Raw genomic sequence first — 6,337 nt, 5'->3', positions numbered from 1 at the left:
CGCCGCAATCTGGCACAACCGGGCAACCGGCCAGCCCGTGACCAGGTCACTCATCGCCTACGACCACTAACCGCGGTTAGGAATTACTCGTCTAGGGTCTGGCCCCGATTTTGCGTACGGCCGCAGCTCCCATTTCCGCCCCGGCGCGCAACGCGGCTTCCGGTCCCTTCCCTCCGAGCCACGCCGCCAGCAGTCCCGCCGCGAAGGCATCGCCGGCTCCGGTCGCGTCGATGGAGGGCACTCGCACGGCCGCCGAGGAATACAGCCTTCCGTCGCTCGATCGCCAGACCGCCCCGTGCGCCCCTCTTTTGACAACGACATTTTTCGCGTACGTCCGCAGCACACCGGCCTGCTCGCCGGCGCTCCCCGGCCCGGCCAGCACCTCAGCTTCGTCGGCATTGCAGAGCAGCACGTCAACTCCTCGTACCAGCTCCAGGAAATCACCAACGGCGCGCAACGGACCCGCTGAAGCCGCGTCGACGCTGGTCGTAAGCCCCCGCTCGCGGGCCGCCGCCAACGCCGCCAGACCGCCCGGCCGCGACCCCGCGTGCAGCAGCGGATAGCCCGAAAGGTGCAGGTGAACGGACTGCGGAGCGGCCTTCACAGCTTGCTGCACGTCCACCGGGTCGAGTAGCAGGGCCGCCCCGCGATCGGTGATCATGGTGCGGTCGCCGGCCGAGCTGAGCACGACGATGCTGCCGGTCGCCGCGCCGGGGTGGTGGCGGACCGCGCAGTCCACGCCTGCGGCGTTCAGCTCGGCCACCCGTTGCTGGCCGGCGAGATCGTCGCCGGCTGCCGCGATCAGCGTGGCCGCCACCCCGGCGTGGGCCAGCCAGGCCGCGGTGTTCGCCGCCTGGCCGCCCCCGCCGATGCGGATCTCGGCCTCGGTGTCCGAGCCGGGCACCACGGCACCGGCCCGCGTCACCAGCACGTCGGTCACCAGGTCACCGACGACGAGAATGCGCAAGGCACTCAGCCCGGCAGGCTGAAGCCGACCGCGGCCGGCGCCGGGGTGGCCGCCGCTGCGATCCGCGCTGCGAGAGCCGCGTTGCGCAGGATGATGCGCACGTTGACCTCCAGGCTCTTGCCCTCGGTGCTGCTGTGGAAGTGCGACAGCAGGAACGGCGTCACCGCCTTGCCGCTGATGCCGCCCGAGGCCAGCAGTTCCAGGCCCTCGGCCAGGGTGCGGTCGTGCAGTTCGGTGTCGAGCTGCTCCTCGGCGGGCAGCGGGTTGCCCAGCACCAGCGCACCGGCACCGACGCCGTGATCCGCGCGGGCCGCCATCACCGCGGCGATCTGCTCGGGGGAGTCCAGCTGCCAGTCGACGTCGAAGCCGCCGTCGGCTGTGAAGAAGCCGGGGAAGCGCTTGGTGCCGTAGCCGGCCACCGCGACGCCGAGGGTCTCAAGGCGTTCCAGGGTGGCCCCGACGTCGAGGATCGACTTCACGCCGGCGCACACCACGACAATCGGCGTGTGCGAGAGCGTGGTCAGGTCGGCGGACTCGTCGAAGGTGACGTTCGCCTCCCGGTGCACGCCGCCCAGGCCGCCGGTGGCGAACACCCCGATCCCGGCCGCCGCGGCAACCGCGCTGGTGGCTGCGACCGTGGTGGCCCCGTCCGCGCCGGTGGCAGCCCCGAGCGCCAGGTCACGCACGGACAGCTTGGCCACGCCGTCCGCACTGGCCAGGTGCTCGATCTGGGCGTCCTCGAGCCCGACGAGGAGCTCGCCGCCGATCATGCCGATGGTGGCCGGGACGGCGCCGTTGTCGCGGACGGTCTGCTCGATCTCGCGGGCCACCCGCAGGTTGTCGGGGTGGGGCAGGCCGTGGGAGATGATCGTGCTCTCCAGGGCGACCACGGGAAGGCCGTCACGGCGGGCGCGGGTCACGTGCTCGCCGTACTTGATGCTGAAGCGGCCCAGCTGCCGCGTGGAATCGGTCACGATCACCAAGGTACGACCCTTGTCGGGAGCTGTGTCGTTGGACCGGTCAGGCGTGAGGTGTCAGACTTGCTGGTTGAGACTTCCACCGCCGCAGGAGCCGGGGGTACGGCCGGTGGCACTGAAGCGTTCATACGACGAGAGGCAGATACCGTGAGCACTCAGATTCTCGAGCGCCCGGAGACCCAGGACACCGACGACGCGCCTGAGATGTTCCACTACGTGCGCAAGGAAAAGATCGCCGAGAGTGCGGTCATGGGCACTTTCGTGATCGCCCTGTGCGGCGAGAAGTTCCCGGTGACCAAGTCGCCGAAGCCCGGATCCCCGGTGTGCCCGCAGTGCAAGGAGATCTACGAAGCGATGCAGCACTGACCGGCCTGCTCATTGCGGACCTGATCGGGGTCGCGGTCTTCGCTGCCTCCGGGGCCAGCGCCGCCGTGGGCAAGCGGCTCGACCTGTTCGGCGTGGCCTTCGTCGGGTTCGTAGCGGCGCTGGGCGGCGGCATCCTGCGCGACCTCGTGGTCGGCGCGGTTCCGCCGCTCGCGTTCGCCGACTGGCGTTATGCCGTCACCGCCGTGCTCGCCTCGCTGGCCGTGTTCCGGTGGCATCCGCAGCTCAACCGGCTGCGTCGTACGGTGCTCGTGCTGGACGCGGCCGGCCTGGGCCTGTTCACCGTTACCGGCACCCTCAAGGCACTCGACGCCGGGGTCCCGCCGGTGGGGGCCTGTTTGGTGGGAATGCTCACGTCGATCGGCGGCGGGCTGGCCCGTGACCTGCTCACCGGGGAGATCCCGGCGGTGCTGCAACGCGACATCTACGCTGTCGTCGCGCTCGGCGGCGCGGTCGCCGTATCGGTGCTGAGCTGGTTGAACGTGGCCGATCTGATCACCTTGTGCGCGGCCGCCCTGACGATGACCGCGGTCCGGCTGGTGGCACTCTATCGGCGGTGGTCGGCGCCGATCGCCGTGCCTTGAGCCCGCCAGCCGCTATGTTGGTGAGTCGTCTGTGTCGTATGTGGGAAGGGATTCTCGGAGCTTGAGTCCGCCGTTGCCGAACCTGGAAACCTTCCCCGCACTGCGTGACTGGCAGCGCAAGGCCCTGGTCAAATACCTGCGCAAACGCTCGCCGGATTTCATGGCGGTGGCCACCCCGGGCGCCGGTAAGACCACCTTCGCGTTGCGCATCGCGGCGGAGCTGCTCAACGACGGCTCCATCGACGCGGTGACAGTGGTCTGCCCCACCGAGCACCTGAAGACCCAGTGGGCCACCGCCGCGGCCCGGGTCGGCATCCAGCTCGACCCGTCGTTCCGCAACTCCGACGTGCACAGCGCGCGCGACTTCCACGGCGCGGTCCTGACGTACGCCCAGGTCGGCATGGCTCCCGCGGTGCACCGGCGGCGCACGATGACCCGCAACACGCTGGTGATCCTCGACGAGATCCACCACGCGGGCGACTCGCGTAGCTGGGGCGACGGCGTGAAGCAGGCGTTCGACCAGGCCGAGCGCCGGCTGATGCTCACCGGGACACCCTTCCGCTCCGACGAGAACCCGATCCCGTTCGTTGACTACGAGCGCGGCCAGGACGGGCTGCAGCGCTCCCGCTCCGACTCGGTGTACGGCTACAGCGACGCCCTGCGCGACGGCGTCGTCCGGCCGGTGATCTTCCTGGCGTACTCCGGCGAGACCCGCTGGCGCACCAACGCCGGCGACGAGCTGGCCGCGCGTCTCGGCGAGCCGATGACCAAGGACCTGATCGCCCAGGCGTGGCGCACTGCGCTCGACCACCGGGGTGACTGGATGCCCCAGGTGCTGCGCGCGGCCGACGCCCGGCTGTCGCGGCTGCGCTCGCACGGCATCAGCGACGCCGGTGGCCTGATCATCGCCAGCGACCAGCAGACCGCTCGGGCGTACGCGAAGCTGATCGAGGAGGTCTCCGGCGAGAAGGCGGTAGTGGTCCTTTCCGACGACCAGGGCGCCTCGGACCGCATCGCCCAGTTCGCCGCGTCCGAGCAGCGCTGGATGGTGGCGGTGCGGATGGTGTCCGAGGGCGTCGACATCCCGCGCCTGGCCGTCGGGGTGTACGCCACCAGCGCCTCGACACCGTTGTACTTCGCGCAGGCCATTGGGCGTTTTGTTCGTACCCGTCGTCCGGGGGAAACCGCCACTGTCTTTGTTCCCAGCGTGCCCCACCTGCTGGGCTTGGCCAGCGAGATGGAACGGCAGCGCGACCACATCCTGGGCGCCCCGAAGGACCCCGACGGCCTGGACGACACGCTGCTGGAGCGGGCCCAGCGTGAGGAGAAGGCCGAGGGCGAGCTTGAGAAGCAGTTCGAGGCGCTGTCCTCGATCGCCGAGCTGGACCAGGTCATCTACGACGGTGCGTCGTTCGGCACCGGCGCGCGCACCGGCTCGGCCGAGGAGGAAGAATACCTCGGCCTGCCCGGCCTGCTGACCCCCGACCAGGTGTCGACGTTGCTGACCAAGCGTCAGTCCGACCAGATCGCCGCCCAGAAGCGTGCCGCCAGGACCGTTCCGGCGTCGGACGCAGTGCCGGCCCCGCGGGAAGCGCCGCTGAGCGCGGGGGAGCGCCGGGTGGTCCTGCGCCGCCAGCTCAACACCCTGGTCGCGGCGCACCACCACCGCACCAACCTGCCGCACGGCAAAATCCACGCGGAGCTTCGCCGGCTGTGCGGCGGACCGCCCTCGGCTCAGGCGACCATCGAGCAGCTCGAGGAGCGCATCGCCACGATTCAGACGATGTGAGCCTTACTCCTCGGCGAGGTCGATCGTCACCGCGGATTGCGGCCGACCGGCGCAAGTCAGCACCCAGCCGGCCGCCCGCAGCTCGGGCGTGAGGCAGTTCGGCTCACTCATGACGACCTCGCCACCGCGCAGCTTCACCATGCACTCGCCGCAATTGCCAACCGTGCACGAGTACGGCAGCGCCACCCCAGCATCCAGCCCCGCCGACAACAACGTCTCACCCGGCGGCACGGTCACCTCGGCGAGCTTGTGCCCGTCCTGCTCGACGGTCATCGGCTGAGGCCCGCCCACAGCCACGTCGACCGTGCTGGAGTAGCTTTCCTGGCCGATCCGGTCCTCGGCCACTCCCCGTTGCCTCAGTACATCACGCACCGTGCTCATCACCGGCTCGGGCCCGCACAGCAAGTAGCGGGCCGCCCCGGTGGGCTCCAGCTTGTCGAGCCACGCGCCGACCACCCCCGCGTCGATGCGGCCGCGCTCACCGGTCCACGCGGCGCTGGGCCGGGTCAGCCGGTGGCTCACGCTCAGCCGATCCGGGTGGTCACGCTCCAGGCGGGCCAGCTCCCCGGCGAACAGCGTGCTCTGCTCATCCCGGTTGCCGTAGAGCAGGGCCAGCCGAGCGGGTGCGGTGCCGGCCAATTCCGTACGGATAATGCTCATCATCGGGGTGACCCCACTCCCCGCCGCAACCATCACCAGCTCCTCCCCGGCTCGCAGCGAGCCGGACGGCCCCCGCACCGCCACCTGGTCCCCGGCTCGCAGCACCTGATTCGCGTGGGTGGAGAAGACGCCGCCCTCGACCCGCTTGACGGTCAGTTCGAGCCGGGCCGACCCGGGCACCGAGGACGCCGAATAGGCCCGGCGCACCGTACGCGCACCGATGTCCACGATCAGTGTGAAGAACTGGCCGGGCCGGAAATGCACCGGCTCGCCGTCCTCCAGCACCACGGTCACCGCGTCCGCGGTTTCCCGCCGGATCTCGGCGACCCGCATCTGCCGTGCTCCGCTGCTGTCCGGCATCGGTTCAGCGGCGTAGCCCTCCTTGCGTATCGCTGACCGCAGCCCGATTGTGGCCAGGGGACCGAGGAAGCGGCTCAGCGGCTTCAGCAGCCGCATCACGACGCCGGTGACGCCGGTCGAGTTGGCGGCGGCGTGCTGGGCGGCCAGGCCCATCAAGTCGGGCACCGACGCGGGGTCGACGTGCGCCGCTTGGCTCCACAAGTTCGCCTCGGTCACCGCCGTGCTGTCGACCACCTCCGCGCCGGCAACGTGCACGATCAGCGCTGCCTGCGGAGGCATGCCGCGCAGGGCCATGGTTTCCAGCAGCGCCGGGTCGTCGGTGATCGAGGCGGTGCCGTGGACGTGCAGGATGCGGGTACGGCCGGGCTGCAGCGCGGCGAGGGCGATGCGGTTGTCCTGCAGCAGGTTGTGGAAGGTGTCCGCGCGCTGGTTGCCCTTGCGGTCCGGGATGGCGAGGGTGTGCGCGTCGAGAACCTGGACGAAGCCGGGCTGGTCGCCGCGGGGGCTCGTGTCGCTGCCGCCGGCGGCGTCGCCGCTGGAGAGCACCAGGAACGGCGCTGCGGCGAGAAACTCGCGGACTCCGGGGCGGTCGAGGGGTCCGGGGTCGCTGGGGGTC

General features: G+C 70.6%; 6 protein-coding genes. 3 read left to right on the top strand and 3 right to left on the bottom strand.

The annotated features are described in order from the left end of the window. Nucleotides 1-91: 91 nt before the first annotated feature. A complete protein-coding gene (locus TFC3_RS25495) occupies nucleotides 92-976 on the bottom strand; it encodes a carbohydrate kinase family protein (protein ID WP_067504856.1) in 885 nt (294 codons plus the stop codon). Then, a complete protein-coding gene (locus TFC3_RS25490; protein WP_369819652.1) occupies nucleotides 973-1,941 on the bottom strand; it encodes a pseudouridine-5'-phosphate glycosidase in 969 nt (322 codons plus the stop codon). The genes TFC3_RS25495 and TFC3_RS25490 overlap by 4 nt, the downstream gene beginning before the upstream one ends. 150 nt (nucleotides 1,942-2,091) lie before the next feature. Here TFC3_RS25490 and TFC3_RS25485 point away from each other — a divergent pair, with 150 nt between their 5' ends. From TFC3_RS25485 to TFC3_RS25475, 3 genes are all read left to right on the top strand, one after another. Next, a complete protein-coding gene (locus TFC3_RS25485; RefSeq protein WP_067504853.1) occupies nucleotides 2,092-2,310 on the top strand; it encodes a DUF3039 domain-containing protein in 219 nt (72 codons plus the stop codon). Beyond that, entirely contained in the window at nucleotides 2,277-2,912 is a 636-nt protein-coding gene (locus tag TFC3_RS25480) for a trimeric intracellular cation channel family protein (protein ID WP_236718451.1), read from the top strand. The genes TFC3_RS25485 and TFC3_RS25480 overlap by 34 nt, the downstream gene beginning before the upstream one ends. Nucleotides 2,913-2,973: 61 nt before the next feature. Beyond that, nucleotides 2,974-4,701, top strand: coding sequence for a DEAD/DEAH box helicase (locus TFC3_RS25475; RefSeq protein WP_067504849.1), 1,728 nt, complete (start codon nucleotides 2,974-2,976; stop codon nucleotides 4,699-4,701). Between the two features lie 3 nt (nucleotides 4,702-4,704). Here the strand turns inward: TFC3_RS25475 and TFC3_RS25470 are convergent. Next, nucleotides 4,705-6,337: 2Fe-2S iron-sulfur cluster-binding protein (locus tag TFC3_RS25470; protein WP_082772297.1), on the bottom strand; the 1,633-nt coding region annotated here is incomplete at its 5' end.

Origin of the sequence: Actinoplanes sp. TFC3, from assembly GCF_001553785.1 — a bacterium.
In the GTDB taxonomy this organism is placed as follows: Bacteria; Actinomycetota; Actinomycetes; order Mycobacteriales; family Micromonosporaceae; genus Actinoplanes.
Note: the sequence above shows the minus strand (reverse complement) of the source record. Positions and strands in the feature narration are given on the sequence as shown.